Here is a 15,942-nt window from a genome sequence, read left to right as displayed (position 1 = left end):
CCTCACATTCACGAGGCGAAAATGAGTACCGGCATCGTAAATGCCAGCTGCCGGGGCCCAAAGTCCTCTTGGATGATCCTCCGGATACCGGGCCCGGCAGTGGTGTTTTTCCGTGCTGCGCACCAGTCGTGCCCAAGGCGGCGGCATTGCTTCACTCGGCGGCATGGACCTGAACACGGTGCGGGACGTACGTGACGCCCGGCAGCGCGCCCCGTGGCGCAGCGGCGACGCCTGGCTGGGCGGCGGCACCTACCTCTTCTCCGAACCGCAGCCGCACATCCGGCGGTTGGTGGACCTGAGCCGGATGGGCTGGGAGCCGCTGACCCGGCATCCGGACGGTTCGCTGGAGATCGCGGCGACCTGCACCATCGCCCAGCTCTCCCGCTTCGCGGCCGCCTACGAGGCCCTCGCGGCACCGCTGTTCGAGCAGTGCTGCCGTGCCTTCCTGGCCTCGTTCAAGATCTGGAACATGGCGACCGTCGGCGGAAACCTCTGCAACGGCCTGCCCGCCGGGCCGATGATCTCGCTGACCGCCGCGCTCGACGGCAGCGTGCTGCTCCAGGCACAGGACGGCTCGCTGCGCCGCACCAAGGTCGCGGACTTCATCACCGGCGCGGGACGCAAGGACCTCGCCGAGGGCGAACTGCTCCGCTCGGTCACCCTGCCCGCCCGGTCGACGGCGTGCCGTACGGCCTTCCGGCAGGCCTCCCTGTACGGCCTCGGCCGCTCCGGCGCACTCGTCATCGGCACCCTCGACCCGCTGGACGGATCGCTGGCCCTCACCCTCACCGCCGCCACCGTCCGGCCGTTTCGCCTGTGGTTCCCGCTGCCCCCGGACGCCCGCACACTGCGCGACACGATCGAGCGGACCGTCACCGCCCGCGACTGGTTCGACGACCTGCACGGACTGCCGGCCTGGCGGCGGCACATGGCGCTGCGGCTGGCCGAGGAGATCCGCCGCGAACTGACCCGGGAGGCCGGACGATGACCTTCCGGATCCGCGTCAACGACCAGCCCTTCGACGCCGATCCCCGCCCGGGGCAGTGCCTGCGCACCTACCTCCGCGACCGCGGCTGGTTCGGCGTGAAGAAGGGCTGCGACGCGGGGGACTGCGGGGCGTGCACCGTCCATGTCGACGGCGCCCCCGTCCACAGCTGCCTGTACCCGGCCGTGCGGGCCGAGGGGCGCTCGGTGACCACGGTCGAGGGGCTGGCCGACGCGGACGGCGAACTGCACCCGGTGCAGCGGCAGTTCCTGGACGCCCAGGGCTTCCAGTGCGGCTTCTGCACGGCCGGATTCCTGATGACCACCACGAAACTGGACGAGGACCAGCTGGCCGATCTGCCCCGGGCACTCAAGGGCAACCTCTGCCGCTGCACCGGCTACCGGGCGATCGAGGACGCCGTACGCGGCGTACGGCATGTCGAGGAGCCCTGTCCGGGGCGGTCGGTCGGCCGCAACCTGGGCGCTCCGGCCGGTCCGCAGGTCGTCACCGGCACCGCCCGCTACACCTTCGACCTCGCCGTCGAGGGGCTGCTGCACATGAAGCTGCTGCGCTCCCCGCATCCGCACGCCAGGATCGTGTCCCTCGACACCGCCGACGCCCTGCGCGTGCCCGGCGTCCACGCCGTCCTCACCCACCACGACGCCCCGGAGCGGCTGTTCTCCACCGCCCGTCACGAACACTCCACCGAGGACCCCGACGACACCCGGGTACTGGACGACGTGGTCCGGTTCGTCGGGCAGCGGGTGGCGGCCGTGGTCGCCGACAGCGAGGCGGCGGCGGAGGAGGGCTGCCGCCGGATCACCGTGGAGTACGCGCACCTGCCGTACGTCCTCGACCCGGAGGAGGCGATGCGCCCCGGCGCCCCGGTGCTCCACCCCAAGGGCCCCGAGACGCGGATCGCACGGGCGCAGGACAACGTCGCCGGCGAGGTGCACGGCGAAATCGGCAGCGTCGAGGAGGGCTTCGCGGACGCCGATGCCGTCTACGAGGACACCTTCCGCACCCAGCGGGTGCAGCACGCCAGCCTGGAGACGCACGGGGCCCTCGCCTACTTCGAGGAGAACGAGAACGGCGGCGAACGGATCGTGGTCCGCTCCAGCACCCAGGTGCCGTTCCTGACCCGCCGTGCCCTGTGCGCGCTCTACGATCTGCCCGAGGACCGGGTCAGGGTGGTCGCGGGCCGGGTCGGCGGCGGGTTCGGCGGCAAGCAGGAGATGCTGGCCGAGGACATCGTGGTGCTCGCCGCGATGCGGCTGAAGCGGCCGGTGAAGCTGGAGTTCACCCGCGCCGAGCAGTTCTTCGGCGCCACCACCCGGCACCCGTTCACCATCGGCATCAAGGCGGGCGCGAAGCGGGACGGCACCCTCACCGCCCTCCAGCTCCGGGTGGTCTCCAACACCGGCGCGTACGGCAACCACGGCCCCGCCGTGATGTTCCACAGCGTCGGCGAATCGATGGCCGTGTACCGCGCGCCGCACAAGAAGGTGAACGCCTACTCCGTCTACACCAACTGCGTGCCGGCCGGGGCGTTCCGCGGCTACGGGCTGGGGCAGGTGACCTTCGCCGTGGAGTCGGCGATGGACGAGCTCGCCCATCGGCTCGGTATCGATCCGCTGGTCTTCCGGGAGCGCAACATCATCGGCCCCGGCGAGCGCATGATCAGCCCCGGCGGCGAGGAGGAGGACCTGCACATCGCCAGCTACGGCCTCGACCAGTGCCTCCAGGTCGTCCGCCGGGCCCTTGCCGAGGACCACAGCGCCGACGAGGCGCCGGAGGGCTGGCTGGTCGGACAGGGCACCGCGATGGCGATGATCGCCACCGGCCCGCCCGGCGGGCACTTCGCCGATGCGACGGTGACGCTGCTGGAGGACGGGACGTACGACATCGCGGTGGGCACCGCGGAGTTCGGCAACGGCACCACCACCGTCCACCAGCAGATCACCGCCGGCGCGCTGGGCACCACCGTGGACCGGCTCACCGTCCGGCAGTCCGACACCGATGTCGTACGGCACGACACCGGCGCCTTCGGCTCGGCCGGGACGGTGGTGGCCGGCAAGGCCGTGATGCAGGCGGCCAACGGCCTGGCCGAGCGGATTCTCACCTTCGCCGCCGAGCACGCCAGGACGCCGCGGAGCCTGTGCCGGCTGCTGGCCGACGCGGTGGAGTGCGAGGGGCGGACCGTGCCGCTCAAGGAACTCCACGAGGCCGCGCACGAGCGGGGGGTGACGCTGTCAGCCGACGGGCACTGGGGCGGCTCGCCCCGCTCGGTGGCCTTCAACGCCCAGTGGTTCCGGGTCGCCGTCGACCCGGATACCGGTGAGATCAAGATCCTGCGCAGCGTCCACTCGGCCGACGCGGGCAAGGTCATGAACCCCATGCAGTGCCGGGGCCAGGTCGAGGGCGGGGTGGCCCAGGCACTGGGCGCGACCCTCTTCGAGCAGGTCCTCGTCGACGACGGCGGCAAGGTCATCACCCCCGCCTTCCGCCGCTACCGGCTGCCGGCCTACGCCGATGTGCCGCGCACCGAGGTGCACTTCACGCAGACCTCGGACGCCATCGGGCCGCTGGGCGCCAAGTCGATGAGCGAGAGCCCCTTCAACCCCGTGGCCCCCGCCTTCGCCAACGCCCTGCGCGATGCCACCGGGGTGCGGTTCACGGAGCTTCCGCTGCTGCGCGACCGGGTGTGGCTGGCACTGGAGGAGCACCGGGCGGCCGGCGGGGCACCGGGCCGGACGGCCGGGCGGCATCCGTCGCGCGAGGGTTCGGTGTGAGCGCCCGCCCGGCGTCCGCCGGCTCCGTACCTGCAGCCCCCGCGGCCCCCTTTGCCTCACATCAGCGAGGTGAGGCTGCGGAAGCGGCTGGCATCCGTGGTTCAGCGGCGGGCCGGTCGGGCATCACAGGGAGGCAGCCGCCGCGCGGATCGCCCAAGGGGGTCTCGAATGAGCCGACTCGGCCCGCCGTCCCGCACCACCGTCGTACGCCCGGCGCCCGAGGACGCCGTATCTCCCGCCCCCGGGTGCGTTCTGATCCGCGGCCAGCTGCGCCGTCCGCTCGCGCTGACCGTCGCCCAACTGCGGGAGCGGTGGCCGCAGCGGCGGGCCGAGGTGGTCTTCGACTGCGCCACGAACGGGCCGCAGCACCACACCTTCGAGGGGCCGCTGCTCCGGGAGGTCATCGATACGGCGGAACCGGCCTTCGACATCTCGCGGCGCAAGGACCGCTCCCGCTACGTCCTGGCGGTCACCGGCCGGGACGGCCACCACGCCGCGCTCTCCTGGGCAGAGCTCGACGCCGACTTCGGGGACGCGCCGGTCCTGCTGGCCACGGCCCTGGACGGGCGGGCGCTCGATGCCGTGGGCAGCCAGCTCGTGGTGCCCTCCGACCGCTGCGGGGCCCGCTACATCAGCGCCGTCACCGGCATCTGGTTCGGGACCCTCGTCCCGCCCGAGGCGGACGGGTTCCGCTCCGGCGGGCCGGGACCGGGCGCGTCCTGACCAGCGGCACAAGGGCCGAAGTCCCCTGCACTGCCGGGGACTTCGGCGGGGCCGTGCTCAGACCGCGGCGAGTGCGATCTCGGTCGACTTGACCAGCGCGGTGACCTCGGCACCGGCAGCCAGGCCCAGGTCCTCGGCCGCGTCCCTGGTGATCGCGGCGGTCAGCTCCCCGCCCGCGACGGCGACCTTGACGCCCGCCATCGCGCCGCCCGTGGTGACATCGGTGACGGTGCCGGGGATCCGGTTACGGATGCTCAGACCCTCCACCGCACCGGTCGCGAGCGCGACCTCGGTGGACTTGATCAGCGTGCGCACCGCGGAACCCTCCCCGATGCCCAGCTCCTTCACCGCCTCCAGGGTGATCGCCGCGGTGATCTGCTGGCCACCCTCCAGACGCACCTTGACGGTCGCCATGACCTCGCCGGGGGTGACGGAGAGAACGGTGCCGGAAATCTGGTTACGGATGCTCAGGCTCATGGAAATGCCTCACCGGGGGTGTGGAAAGCGAAGGGTGGAATGTCGCGTTTTCCCTGCTCTGACATCTGCACCCTAACCACAGAACCCGCCGCGGTCCGGGCGTGCATGGCAGATGCCGGGCGGATATCCGCATGCGCCTGGCAAATATCCGCATGTGCCGGGCAGGCCGGCGGAACGCGCGGAGAATTGCGCCGGTCGTCCGGGGGACACGCCGCCCGGCGGGACGTCTTCGTGTCTTCCTCCAGTCGGCCTGGCATCTGCCATATGGCTTCCCCCAAGGGATTGCAAATGCCAGCCGATTCCGCATAGCTTGTCGCACATGCAGTCCTACACGATCGGTCAGGCGGCGCGGCTGCTGGGCGTCAGCCCGGACACCACCCGCCGCTGGGCGGACGCCGGCAAGGTCGCGACGCATCGTGACGACAGCGGCCGCCGCCTCATCGAAGGCCGCGATCTGGCCGCCTTCTCCGTCGAGGTGGCGCAGACCGGCACCGGCGAGGACGACGCCTCGTACACCTCCGCGCGCAACGCCTTCCCGGGCATCGTCACCGCCGTCAAGCTCGGCGACGTCGCCGCCCAGGTCGAGATCCAGGCCGGTCCGCACCGCCTGGTGTCCCTGCTGACCCGGGAAGCGGTGGAGGAACTGGGCCTGGAGGTCGGCATGCAGGCCACCGCCCGCGTGAAGTCCACCAGCGTGCACATCGACCGCACCTGACCCACCGCGGTAGCACCCGGCCGATCCGCAACCACCGTCCCCCACCGGCCGGCTGCGCACACCAGCGGCGTCGCCCGTCCCGGCGCGGCTTTTTCCCATCCGCTCGGACGGCGCCCGTCGTCCCGCGTTCCAAGGAGTCCCGCCACATGTCCCAGCTCTTCACCGGCCGCCGCGCCGCCGCCGCGCTCGTGACCGCCGCCCTTCTCGTTCCGCTCTCCGCCTGCGGCGACAACAAGAAGGACGAGGGCGCCGAGAAGTCCGGCAGCGCCGCCCCCAAGGCGGACCTCACGGTGCTCGCCGCCTCCTCGCTGACCGACGTCTTCAACAAGGCCGGTGCGGTGTACGAGAAGGAACACCCCGGCACCAAGGTGCACTTCTCCTTCGCCGGCTCCCAGGAACTGGCCGCCCAGGTCAGGGAGGGCGCCCCCGCCGACGCCGTGGTCACCGCCGACACCAAGACCATGGACGGGCTCAAGGCCGATGTCGCCGCGCCCACCGTCATCGCCAAGAACCGCCTGGTCATCGTGACCGGCGAGGGCAACCCGAAGAAGATCGACAACCTCAAGGCACTCACCGACAGCAAGCTGAAGGTGGTCCTCGCCGCCCCCGAGGTGCCGGTCGGCCGCTACAGCAAGCAGGTGCTGGACGCCCAGAAGCTGAAGGTCAAGGCTGTCTCGCAGGAGCCCAACGTCCGCGCGGTGCTCAGCAAGGTCGAGCTCGGCGAGGCCGATGCCGGCCTCGTCTACAAGACCGACGCCGCCACCGCACCCAAGAAGGTCGACGCCGTCGACATCCCCGACGCGCAGAACGCCGTCGCCTCCTACCCGGCCGCGACGGTGAAGGCCTCTCAGCACACGGCCGCCGCAGCCGCGTTCGTCAAGTGGCTGAGCACGCCCGAGGCACAGAAGCTCCTGCAGCAGGCCGGCTTCCAGAAGCCGTGATCCGGAGCGGCGCGTACGGACCGCCGGCCCCGGGAAGCGTCCCGGGGAAGCGGACCGGGCCCGTGCGCGCCGCCATCTCCCGGCCCGGTCCGTCCGCGCCGCCGTCCCCCGGCCCGGCCCGCCCCGAATCCCAGGGACCCCGATGAGACGCCCCCGCACCACCGCCCGGCCCCCGGCAGGCAGGCTCCGCGTGCCCGGCAGCCGTGCCCCCGTCGCGCTGGCCGTGCCCGCGCTGGTCGCCATCGCGTTCCTGCTGATGCCCCTGGCCGGCATCCTTGCCCGCACCACCTGGAGCGACCTCGGCACCCACCTGACCAGCCCGGACGTCCTCGAAGCGCTCCGGCTGTCGCTGCTGGTGTCGTTCTGCGCGCTGGGGCTCGCCCTGCTGCTGGGGGTGCCCCTGGCCTGGCTGCTGGCCCGGGTCGATTTCCGCGGCAAGGCGCTGGTCCGCTCGCTGGTGCTGCTGCCGATGGTGCTGCCGCCGACCGTCGGCGGTGTCGCCCTGCTCATGGGCTTCGGCCGCCGCGGACTCCTCGGCCCCTGGCTGGAGGACACCTTCGGCATCGTGCTGCCGTTCCACACCTCCGGCGCCGTGGTCGCCGCCACCTTCGTCGCGATGCCCTTCCTCGTCATCAGCCTGGAGGGCACGCTCGCCGGACTGCGCACCAGCTACGAGGAGACCGCGGCCTCCCTCGGTGCCTCACCCGTACGGGTCTTCCGGACCGTCACCCTCCCCATGGTCGCGCCCGGCCTCGCCGCCGGCGCCGCGCTGACCTGGGCCCGCGCACTCGGTGAATTCGGCGCCACGATCACCTTCGCGGGCAATCTGCCCGGCACCACCCAGACCCTGCCGCTCCAGGTCTACCTACTGCTCCAGGGGTCCCCGGAGGCCGCCACCTCGGTCTCGCTGCTGCTGCTCGTCATCGCCATGGGCGTGCTGGTCGCGCTGCGCGGCCGCTGGACCGGCGCCACCGCCGGGCGCGTCGCCCGCACCGCCCCCACCACCGACGACACCGGCCTCGCGGCGCCGCCCGCTCCCTACGTCGAGGAGCCCGCGGCGACACCGCCGGCGCCCCCGGAAAACTGGCCGCTGCACGCCGAGGTCACCGGCTTCAACCAGCTGACCCTGGACGCCGAACCGGGCACCACCCTCGCCGTCGTCGGACCCAACGGCGCAGGAAAGACCACCCTGTTGCGTGCCCTGCTCGGGCTCACCCCGCGTGCCCGCGCCACCCTGCGCCTCGGCGGCACCGACGTCACCACGCTGCCCCCGCACCGCCGGGGCGTCGCCTGGGTCCCGCAGGACGGCGCACTCTTCCCGCACCTGACGGCCCTGAGCAACACCGCCTACGGGCTGCGCGCCCATGGCATCCCGCGCGCCGAGGCCCGCCGTACGGCACAGCTCTGGCTCGACCGGCTCGGCGTCGGCCCGCTCGCACACCGCAAGCCCGCCCAGCTCTCCGGCGGACAGGCGCAACGCGTCGCGCTCGCCAGGGCGTTGGCCGCCCGGCCCCGTCTGCTGCTGCTCGACGAACCGCTCGCCGCGCTCGACCAGACCACCCGCGCCCATGTCCGGCACACCCTGCGCGGCCATCTCGCGGGCTTCGGCGGCGTCTGCCTGCTCGTCACCCATGACCCCGTCGAGGCGGTCTCGCTCGCCGACCGCGTCCTCGTCCTGGAGGACGGCCGCGCCCTCCAGGACGCCCCGCCCGCCGAGGTCACCCGGCACCCGCGCTCGCCCTGGGTCGCCCGGATGCTCGGCCGCAACGCCTGGCCGGGCACCGCCACCGGCGACGGCCTGGCGCTCCCCGGCGGCGGCCGCCTCGTCGCCGCCGACCCGCTCCCCGACGGCGCCCGCGCACTGGCGATCATCGCCCCCGAGGCCGTTTCCCTGCACCTCGACAAGCCCACGGGCAGCCCCCGTAACGTCTGGCCGGGCACCGTCCGGGAGATCACCTCGGCGGGCAGCCGCCTGCGGGTCCTCGTCACCTCGCACGAGGCCCCCGACCTGGTGGCCGAAATCACCCCCTCGGCCGCCCTCGAACTCGGCCTCGCGGACGGTGTGTCCGTGTGGACCAGCGTCAAGGCCACCGAGGTCTCCCTCGTGACGCTCTGAGCGCCACGAGGGAGCCGGTATCAGTGCGCCGTGGCCGCCGGCTCCAGGACGAACACCGGGATCTGCCGGTCCGTCCTCTTCTGGTAGACGGCGTATTCGGCGTACGCCTCGACCGCGCGGCCCCACCACAGGGCCTTCTCCTCGCCGGTGACCTCACGGGCCGTCATGTCCTGCCGCACCGGACCGTCCTGCAGCTCCATCCGGGGGTCCGCCACGAGGTTGTGGTACCAGACCGGGTGCCGCGGTGAGCCGCCCACGGAGGCCACCGCCGCATACACCCCGTCGTGCTCCACCCGCATCACCGGGCTCTTGCGGATCTTTCCGCTCTTCGCGCCCCGGGTGGTCAGCACCACGACGGGCAGCCCATGGATCGTGGTGCCTTTCGTACCGCCCGAGCCTTCGTACTCCTCGACCTGATCGCGTACCCACTGCTCCGGGCTCGGCTCGTACTCACCCTGAAGAGGCATACCGTCCATCCCCTCGACGACGACAATCGTGGCGCCGGCCGCCGCGTCCACCGCGACCGGCCTGGCCTTAGATCAACTTTAGATCAACTACCGTAAACGAAGGGAAACTTACCGGCACCGCCCGACCGTACGGAGAGGTGACCGCACGGCCGGGCGGCCGGTCGTCAGGACACCAGCTCCACGGTCCGCCGGGTACGACGGTGCTGCTCGGCCCAGTTCGTCAGCGCGGCACCGCAGGCGTGGTCGAGATGACGCAGCCCGCTCAGATCGAGTTCCACTCCCCGCTCGGCGGGCAGCGCGTCGAGCTGATCGAGGATCTTGGGCAGCCGCAGGAACGTGGCGTTGCCGACGGCACGGACCCGCACCGGCTCGTCCTCGTCCTCGGGGGTGTCGACCTCGAGGTGCACATGGGAGGTCTCCCACGCCGTCTTCGCGACCGCCAGCAGCAGACCGATCAGGACACCCTCGAACATGTTGACCGTCACGATCGCGAGGGCCGTGACCAGGAGTACTACCGCCTCACCGCGGTGTTCGCGCCACAGCGGCCGCAGTTCGCGCAGCGGGATCAGCTTGCCGCCCGCATGGACCAGCACACCCGCCAGCGCGGCCACCGGCACCACACCCAGCGCGGCCGGGAACGCCGCGGCGAACACCAGCAGCCAGACACCGTGCAGCACCCGCGAGGCCTTGGTCTTCGCACCCGCCTGGACATTGGCCGCGCTGCGGACGATGACGGCGGTCATCGGCAGCGCACCGAGCAGCCCGCAGACGGTGTTGCCCGCGCCCTGGGCCATCAGCTCCTTGTCGTAGTCCGTGCGCGGCCCGTCGTGCAGCCGGTCGACGGCGGCGGCGCTGAACAGGGACTCGGCGGACGCGATCAGCGCGAAGGCGAGGACCGTGCCGAGCACCCCGATCTCGGTGAGCCGGCCGAGGTCGGTGAGGCCGGGCGGCTGGATCGCGTCCAGCAGCCCGCTGACCTCGACGCGCGCGACGGGCAGATCCAGCGCCCACACGGCGCTGGTGGCGAGCGCCACCGCGGCCAGCGGTGCGGGCAGGATCCGCGCGGCGCGCCGCCAGCGCGGCCACAGCACCAGGACGGCGATGGTGCCGGCGCCGATGGCGAGCGCGGACAGCGCCGTGGCCGACCCCGCGGTGGCGGTGACCAGGCCGGGCATGCCGCCGATATTGGCGAGTCCGCTGCCCGGCGCCTTGGCGTCCGCGAGGGCGTAGAGCTGTCCGGCGATCAGGACCAGCCCGATGCCGGCCAGCATGCCCTGGACCACGGCGACCGAGATCGCCCGGAACCAGCGCCCCAACTTCAGGGCGCCCATGGCCAGTTGCAGTACACCGGCCGCCAGTACCAGCGCGCCGAGCGCCCCGATGCCGTACTCCTTGACGGCCTCGAAGACCAGCACCGTCAGACCGGCGGCGGGACCGCTGACCTGGAGGCTGCTGCCCGGGAGCAAGCCGGTGAGCAGTCCGCCGACCACGCCGGTGACGAGCCCCAGCTCGGCCGGCACTCCGGAGGCGACGGCCACCCCGACACACAGCGGGACGGCCACGAGGAAGACGACGAGGGAGGCGGTGAAGTCCGCCCGGAAGGAGGTGAAGCGCTTCATGAGGTGCCCACCCGCCTTCACAGTGGGAGGAACAGGTCGGAGGCCGGATGATGCGCGGCCACCAGGCCGGTGTGCACCTCGTAGAACCACCCGTGCAGCTTCACCTCGCCGGCGTCCAGCCGCTCCTGGACACAGGGGTAGCCGCGCAGCCGGTCGAGCTGTTCGCGCACATGGTGCTGGACCGCGGCGGCGACCGTCGGTTCCGCGTCGGCGGGCAGGTGGTCGGACAGCTGCTGCGCCAGCCAGTCCCGTACGGCGGGTGCGCCGGTCAGGTCCTCACCGCGGGCCTTGGCGCCGACCGCGCCGCAGTGCGAATGGCCGCACACCACGATGTCGGCGACGCCGAGGACGCGCATCGCGTACTCGATGGTGGCCGCTTCCGCGCAGGCCGCCATGTCCTCGCGGTAGGCGGGTACGGCGTTGCCGGCCGTCCGCAGCTCGAAGAGTTCACCGGGCCGCGCCCCGGTGATCAGGGCGGGGACGACCCGCGAGTCGGAACAGGTGATGAACAGGGCGAGGGGGGACTGTCCGGCCGCGAGCCGGCCGTAGGTCTCCTGTTCGTCCCGCCGGTCGGCGATACGGGCCGTCAGGCCCCGGGCATGCTGAATGAAGGTCTCCACGAGGAGGTCTCCTGCTGATGAGTGGTGCCACTGTGGGGTGGTGGCGGAACGGTGCATGGTGCGGGGGTGGTGCAGGCCACCACACCGCTCTCAGCAGCGGAAGACGCAGTGCAGGACGCTGAACCCGGCCCCTTGGGACACGGCCTTGGTGGAGCTGCCGGCCGCCGGGGCACCGGAAGCCGTCGTGGCGACGGACGTCATGGCGCCCGCGCTGAACGGCGGCAGCGGCCGGCCGGTGTGCCGGGGAACGCCGACGGAGGTCCGGGCGGTGCGCCGGGGTTGGCCGCGCTCGGCCTCGCGCTTCGCCTTTTCCTCTTCGTTCTCATAGCCGGGCTTGACGGCCGATGTGCTCGCGGACTTCGCGGCGGACGGGGCGGAGAACGCGGCCTTCGCCGCACCGGGCGCCGCCGCACCACCACCCAGCAGGAAGGCCGCGACCACCAGCAGGGCGGTCAGCGACATACGGCACAGGCGCAGCACGGGTATGCCCGCTATGCAGGCGTCCTTCCGCATCATCGCCCCCCGTGGTTCGTCCGCACGGTTCCACTCTGCCTTCACAGTGCAGCATCCAGGTTTCGGGCGGGATAACGAGAAATGACGCCAAGTTTCCGGAATCCCCCGCAGAACAGCCGGGAACATCCGTTCCGTGAAAGGGTGTTCACGCCTGTTCCGTTTCCGTAGGGCGAGCGGCGGGCGCGGTGACGGTGCGCGGCGGCCGGCCGGCCGCCCACGCGAGGACGGGTACGAGCGCCATCGCGAGGATGCCGCCGGCCAGCGCCAGCGTCGGGTAGCCGCCCAGCACGACGACCGGGCCCGAGAGCATTCCCCCGGTGGCGCCCGCGAGGGCGATGCCGACGTCCACCAGTCCCTGCGCCGACGCGCGACGGGCGGGCGGCAGCGCGTCGGTGACCAGCGCGGTGCCGCTGACCAGCCCGAGGTTCCAGCCGAGGCCGAGCAGGACCAGTGCCGTGGCGAGCGCGGGCACGGAGTCCGGTGCCGCGGCGGCCACCACCCCGGCGGCCAGCAGGACCGGACCGGACGCTCCGGCGATCCACCGTCGGCCGACCCGGTCGACCAGCAGACCGGTGAGCGGGGAGGGCAGGAACATCGCTCCGACATGGAGGGCGATGACCCAGCCGGCCGCCTGAGTGCCGTGGCCGTGTGCCTGCATGTGTACCGGGGTCATCGTCATGACGGCGATCATCACGAGCTGGGTGAGGACCATGATCCCGGTGCCGGTGACCACCCTGCGCCGGTCCGTCCTGGCATCCGGCCCGCCGCCGGCCTCGTCCGCGGGGCTCTGGGCCGCCGTCCCGGCCTGCGCCGCGGCCAGCTTCTCGGCCAGCCGCAGGGGATCGGGCCGCAGCAGCACGGCCAGCACCACCGCGGCCGCCCCGAACGCGGCGACGGCGAGCAGGAACGGCCCGGCGAGCCGGGGGATGCCCCAGGAGTGTGCGATACGGCCCGTCAGCGTCACCAGGTTGGGACCGATCACCGCACCGAGCGTGGTGGCGAAGAGCACGGTGCTCACGGCCCGTCCGCGCCGGGCGGGTGAGGCCAGATCCGCACCCGCGTAGCGCGCCATCAGATTTGTCGCGGTGCCCGCTCCGTAGACGAACAGGGACGCGAACAGCAGCACCGCGTTGCCGAGGGCGGCCGCCACCACGACCCCGAGGCTGCCCAGCGCCCCGACGGCGTACCCGAGCGCAAGACCGGGACGCCGGCCGCGGCGCCGGCAGACCTGGCCGATGCCGACGGCGCCGAGCGCGGCTCCGGCGGTGAACAGCGCACTGGGCACGCCCGCCAGCCCGGTCGAGCCGAGCATCTCTTCGGCGAGCAGCGCGCCGACGGTGATCCCCGCGGCGAGACCCGCGCCGCTGAGGATCTGGGAGAAGACCAGGACGGCCAGAATCCGCCGCTGCTGCGGTACTTCGCCCTCGGCGGGGTGAGCGTGGCGAGCCCTCATGATTCCCTTCGGTTCGGGCCGGACGGGGGACCGGTGACGACGGGCTTCACGCCGTCGCCGTTGCCGGCTCCACCGGTTCCAGCGCCGCGATGTCCGCGAGCGACAGCCCCAGCTGCTCATGGAGGAAGCGCACCATGGTCCAGTGCGGCAGTGCGCCCTCGTCGAACGGCCCGAATTCCCGGCAGTACAGCGGAATCCAGCGCAGCGCCTCTTCGAGGGCCTGCTCGCGGCCCGGCTCCTGCTGGTAGTCCTCGTAGGCGATGCTGCGGTGTTCGATGAAGAAGCGACCCGGCAGCCGTTCCTCGCACAGCACACGGTATTCGCGGGTCTGCAGGATGAGGTAGTGCCAGATTTCGTCGATGTCCTGTTCGACGGGCAGGAAGAGACCGCTGAGCCGGTCGCGGTACCGGGAGACGAGGTAGAGATAGCGCAGGCACTCGGTGACCTGGCGCTCCACGAACTCCCGCGGGGCGGCGCTCTTGCCGTCGAAATGCGTCACGACCTCGGTGTGCAGCGCCGTGCCGAGCAGTTCTGCGAGAGCGTCGGGGGACAGCCGCGGCGGGGTGGTCATGCTTCTCCTGTCCGGGTGCGGAAGACGTCGGGGTGCGGATGACGTCGGAGTGCGGAAGGCGTCCGGGGGTGCAGGACGTCGGGTGGGTCAGTGGCCGGTGCCGAGCCAGGCGTACTTTCCCGACTTCCCGACGGGGAGGTGCGGGCGGTGGTCGAGCCGGCAGCGCCGCCCGGTCAGTTCACCGACGGCTTCCTCCAGCGCCGCGGTCCGTTCCGGCTCGACGGGTGTGCCGTCGAACGTCGTGTACACCAGCTCTGCCGTCGCCTCGCCGGTCAGCCGCAACTGGTACACGAAGACCTGTGGGGACGTCTCGCCGATGCACCGGTCGAGGTCGCCCTGTGCGACGGGGCCGTGCGGAGTGTCGAGCAATTCCTTTTCGCGACCGCAGAATTGGGAGATCTTTCCCGGGTCCGGCGTTCCGTCCACGGTGCGTACGCAGTCGCCCGAGCGGTACCGGACCAGCGGCATGAAGGGGTTGCGCACACTGGTGACGATGAGCTGGTGGATCGTGCTGCCGTCGGCGACCGGATGGAGTTCGACGCTCATTTTGTCGAGATGCGGCCGATAGGTGCCGTGGCGGTCGCTGAAGTAGAGATATCCGAGCTCGGTGCTGCCGAACAGGTCGATGACCGGGCAGGCGAAGTGCTGGTGCAGAAAACGCCGGACGTTCACCGGGGTGTATTCGTAGGCGTGGATGATGCTGGCGGGCGGCGGGAATTCATCCCACAGCCCCCATTCGGCGACCTTTCGCAGCAGATGCGCCAGGTGATATCCGGAGCAGTCGAGGTGGTACCAGCCGCGCGGGTGCGCTCGCGCGGCGGCCCGGATTTCCCGGAGCATCCGCACGACGTCGTCGCGCTCCCACAGCGCCGGATCGAGCCGCAGATTGAGGTAGCAGGTACGCGCGTCGAGCTGCCGGTCGGCGGGGGCGGGCACCGGGTCCGGCGGAGTGCCGCGCCGTGCGGCATTGACCCGCGCCACATGCTCCGTGGCCAGCACCGTGGTCAGGGAGACCCGTCGGCAGCCCGATTCCCAGGTGTCGGCGATATCGGGATGCTCGCTCCACAGCCGGTAGTAGGAGTGCAGCAGGAAATACGGAGGCCGGATGATCTGCATCCGGGCGTGGTGGGTGCCGGTGGAGAGGACGAACTCCGCTTCCCCGGACTCCAGGGCGGCGGCCAGACGGGGGGTCATCCAGTTGTCGGGGAAGCCGCGCGCGATCTCCGGCTTGTCGAGCAGGGGGAAGTGGCCTTTCGCCAGCGACGCACGGTAGATCGGTATGTCGCGGATCTGCTCGATGACCTCGGCGGTCGGCTGACCATCCATGGATTCCTCGTCCTTGGTCGGGAGGCGGTGCCCACACGGGAAGGCAGGGGGTGGTGCCCGGAGCGGTCCGGCGGCCGTGAGCGGGGGGTGGCCCGCTCGCGGTGATCGCCGGTCCGCTCCGGGCACCTGAGGCGCGAGGGTCAGGAGATGCAGCCGGCCTTGGGTGCCGCGCTGATGCAGCCCGCCTTCGGCACCGCGCTGATGCAGCCGTTCTTCGCCGCCTGCTGTGCGGAGTTGGCGGCCAGCCAGCTCTGCCAGACCTGGTCCTGGGCCATCTTCTTGATGAGCTGCTCCATGGGAACCTCCGGTGAGAATGCGGAAGACGAACCGGGCATACGGCGCTGACCTGCGCTGATGCCGCACGACAGAAGGTAAAAGTATGACCAAGTGAATGTCAATTAAAGGCAATGTCGCGGTCTGTGGAAGCGCGTGGAGTGCGCCAACTTTGGCGAGATTCCGTTGAGATGGGACGCGGACGGAACTAACTGACGATTCGTCAGGTGATCTCCCGGCCCGGACATTGGGCCGCACGGCCGCCGTCGATCGGGTGACCCTGGCGCGGCTCGGTCGGCGCACGGCCGCTCGTGGGGAACGATCACGATCAATCACCCGCTGACCGGTTCC

15 protein-coding genes are annotated in these 15,942 nt (G+C 71.8%); 6 read left to right on the top strand and 9 right to left on the bottom strand.

The genetic code is table 11. The features are described 5' to 3' along the window. Positions 1-163 precede the first annotated feature (163 nt). The 3 genes from D9V36_RS05215 to D9V36_RS05205 all read left to right on the top strand — a co-directional run bounded on the left by D9V36_RS05215 (position 164) and on the right by D9V36_RS05205 (position 4,500). Positions 164-988: an FAD binding domain-containing protein gene (locus tag D9V36_RS05215; protein WP_129292727.1), complete on the top strand. Its 825-nt coding sequence runs from the start codon at positions 164-166 to the stop codon at positions 986-988. Next, positions 985-3,777: a molybdopterin-dependent oxidoreductase gene (locus D9V36_RS05210; RefSeq protein WP_129292726.1), complete on the top strand. Its 2,793-nt coding sequence runs from the start codon at positions 985-987 to the stop codon at positions 3,775-3,777. Before D9V36_RS05215 ends, D9V36_RS05210 begins: the two co-directional genes overlap by 4 nt. 168 nt (positions 3,778-3,945) lie before the next feature. Beyond that, complete coding sequence (locus D9V36_RS05205; protein ID WP_129292725.1) at positions 3,946-4,500, top strand: molybdopterin-dependent oxidoreductase; 555 nt, start codon at positions 3,946-3,948, stop codon at positions 4,498-4,500. A 57-nt stretch (positions 4,501-4,557) separates the two neighbouring features. Here D9V36_RS05205 and D9V36_RS05200 read toward each other — a convergent pair whose 3' ends face one another. Beyond that, the gene (locus D9V36_RS05200; RefSeq protein WP_129292724.1) at positions 4,558-4,977 is read right to left on the bottom strand and encodes a TOBE domain-containing protein; all 420 of its coding nucleotides are present in this window, start codon (positions 4,975-4,977) and stop codon (positions 4,558-4,560) included. 319 nt (positions 4,978-5,296) lie between these two features. Between D9V36_RS05200 and D9V36_RS05195 the strand changes: the two genes are divergently transcribed. From D9V36_RS05195 to D9V36_RS05185, 3 genes are all read left to right on the top strand, one after another. Continuing rightward, entirely contained in the window at positions 5,297-5,692 is a 396-nt protein-coding gene (locus D9V36_RS05195; RefSeq protein ID WP_129292723.1) for a TOBE domain-containing protein, read from the top strand. Between the two features lie 146 nt (positions 5,693-5,838). Continuing rightward, a complete protein-coding gene (gene modA / locus D9V36_RS05190; protein WP_129292722.1) occupies positions 5,839-6,633 on the top strand; it encodes a molybdate ABC transporter substrate-binding protein in 795 nt (264 codons plus the stop codon). Between the two features lie 142 nt (positions 6,634-6,775). Continuing rightward, entirely contained in the window at positions 6,776-8,749 is a 1,974-nt protein-coding gene (locus D9V36_RS05185; protein ID WP_129292721.1) for an ABC transporter permease, read from the top strand. Between the two features lie 20 nt (positions 8,750-8,769). Here D9V36_RS05185 and D9V36_RS05180 read toward each other — a convergent pair whose 3' ends face one another. From D9V36_RS05180 to D9V36_RS40685, 8 genes are all read right to left on the bottom strand, one after another. Beyond that, positions 8,770-9,216: a nitroreductase family deazaflavin-dependent oxidoreductase gene (locus D9V36_RS05180; protein ID WP_129292720.1), complete on the bottom strand. Its 447-nt coding sequence runs from the start codon at positions 9,214-9,216 to the stop codon at positions 8,770-8,772. Positions 9,217-9,380: 164 nt separating this feature from the next. Beyond that, positions 9,381-10,835 carry a SulP family inorganic anion transporter gene (locus tag D9V36_RS05175; RefSeq protein WP_129292719.1) on the bottom strand — a complete coding sequence of 485 codons (1,455 nt, stop codon included), beginning with the start codon at positions 10,833-10,835 and terminating at the stop codon, positions 9,381-9,383. A gap of 17 nt (positions 10,836-10,852) precedes the next feature. Continuing rightward, complete coding sequence (locus D9V36_RS05170) at positions 10,853-11,455, bottom strand: carbonic anhydrase (RefSeq protein ID WP_129292718.1); 603 nt, start codon at positions 11,453-11,455, stop codon at positions 10,853-10,855. A 90-nt stretch (positions 11,456-11,545) separates the two neighbouring features. Continuing rightward, entirely contained in the window at positions 11,546-12,013 is a 468-nt protein-coding gene (locus tag D9V36_RS05165; RefSeq protein ID WP_129292717.1) for a hypothetical protein, read from the bottom strand. A gap of 100 nt (positions 12,014-12,113) precedes the next feature. Beyond that, positions 12,114-13,421: an MFS transporter gene (locus D9V36_RS05160; RefSeq protein ID WP_129292716.1), complete on the bottom strand. Its 1,308-nt coding sequence runs from the start codon at positions 13,419-13,421 to the stop codon at positions 12,114-12,116. Between the two features lie 46 nt (positions 13,422-13,467). Next, positions 13,468-13,992: a hypothetical protein gene (locus D9V36_RS05155; RefSeq protein ID WP_129292715.1), complete on the bottom strand. Its 525-nt coding sequence runs from the start codon at positions 13,990-13,992 to the stop codon at positions 13,468-13,470. Positions 13,993-14,079: 87 nt separating this feature from the next. Beyond that, the gene (locus D9V36_RS05150; protein WP_129292714.1) at positions 14,080-15,318 is read right to left on the bottom strand and encodes a hypothetical protein; all 1,239 of its coding nucleotides are present in this window, start codon (positions 15,316-15,318) and stop codon (positions 14,080-14,082) included. 140 nt (positions 15,319-15,458) lie between these two features. Further along, complete coding sequence (locus D9V36_RS40685) at positions 15,459-15,614, bottom strand: hypothetical protein (RefSeq protein WP_164992880.1); 156 nt, start codon at positions 15,612-15,614, stop codon at positions 15,459-15,461. Between the last annotated feature and the right edge of the window lie 328 nt (positions 15,615-15,942).

The organism is Streptomyces lydicus, assembly GCF_004125265.1.
Lineage (GTDB): Bacteria > Actinomycetota > Actinomycetes > Streptomycetales > Streptomycetaceae > Streptomyces > Streptomyces lydicus_C.
Note: the sequence above shows the minus strand (reverse complement) of the source record. Positions and strands in the feature narration are given on the sequence as shown.